Source organism: Vreelandella lionensis (assembly GCF_002087295.1).
In the GTDB taxonomy this organism is placed as follows: domain Bacteria; phylum Pseudomonadota; class Gammaproteobacteria; order Pseudomonadales; family Halomonadaceae; genus Vreelandella; species Vreelandella lionensis.
In genome coordinates this window covers 1-1,272 of the sequence record NZ_MWVI01000011.1, presented here as the reverse complement: position 1 = coordinate 1,272, position 1,272 = coordinate 1, and the positions used below count along the sequence as shown (strand labels likewise).

General features: G+C 55.0%; 1 rRNA gene. It reads right to left on the bottom strand.

Features of this window, described 5'->3' with window-relative positions:
- Positions 1–1,272 (bottom strand): 23S ribosomal RNA (locus B4967_RS01250); the annotation flags it as partial.

The window sequence follows — 1,272 nt, the reverse complement described above, 5'->3', positions numbered from 1 at the left end:
CCCGGGGGTACCTTTTATCCGTTTGGAGCGATGGCCCTTCCATACAGAACCACCGGATCACTAGAACCTGCTTTCGCACCTGCTCGACGTGTCTGTCTCGCAGTCAAGCACCCTTATGCTCTTGCACTCATTGCACGATGTCCGACCGTGCTGAGGGTACCTTCGTGCTCCTCCGTTACTCTTTGGGAGGAGACCGCCCCAGTCAAACTACCCACCACACACTGTCCTCGATCCGGATCACGGACCTGAGTGAGAACGCCAATGATGCCAGGCTGGTATTTTAAGGTTGGCTCCACCCGAACTGGCGTCCGGGTTTCAAAGGCTCCCAGCTATCCTGCACAGGCAACATCAGCGTCCAGTGTGAAGCTATAGTAAAGGTTCACGGGGTCTTTCCGTCTAGCCGCGGGTACACCGCATCTTCCGCCGATTTCAATTTCACTGAGTCTCGGGTGGAGACAGCGTGGCCATCATTACGCCATTCGTGCAGGTCGGAACTTACCCGACAAGGAATTTCGCTACCTTAGGACCGTTATAGTTACGGCCGCCGTTTACCGGGGCTTCAATCAAGAGATTCGGACGAATCCTTAACACCATCATTTAACCTTCCGGCACCGGGCAGGGCGTCACACCCTATACGTCCGCTTGCGCGTTAGCAGAGTGCTGTGTTTTTACTAAACAGTTGCAGCCACCTGGTATCTTCGACCGGTTCGGGCTGAGGAAGCAAGTTCCCTTACCCTACGCCGGCGTGCCTTCTCCCGAAGTTTACGGCACCATTTTGCCTAGTTCCTTCACCCGAGTTCTCTCAAGCGCCTTGGGATTCTCACCCTGACCACCTGTGTCGGTTTGGGGTACGGTCGCACATGATCTTGAAGCTTAGAGGCTTTTCCTGGAAGCGTGGCATCAATGACTTCCGGACCGTGGTCCGTTCGTTTCGTGTCTCGGCCTTGAAGCGTCTCGGATTTACCTAAGACACAAGCCTACTCACTTTCACCAGGACAACCAACGCCTGGCTCACCTAGCCTTCTCCGTCCCCCCATCGCAATCATGTCCGGTACGGGAATATTGACCCGTTTCCCATCGACTACGCCTTTCGGCCTCGCCTTAGGGGCCGACTCACTCTGCTCCGATTAAGCGTCTAACAGAACCCCTTGGTCTTCCGGCCGAGGGAGTTTTTCACTCCCTTTATCGTTACTCATGTCAGCATTCGCACTCGTGATACCTCCAGCATGCTTCTCAACACACCTTCATCGGCTTACACGACGCTCCTCTGCC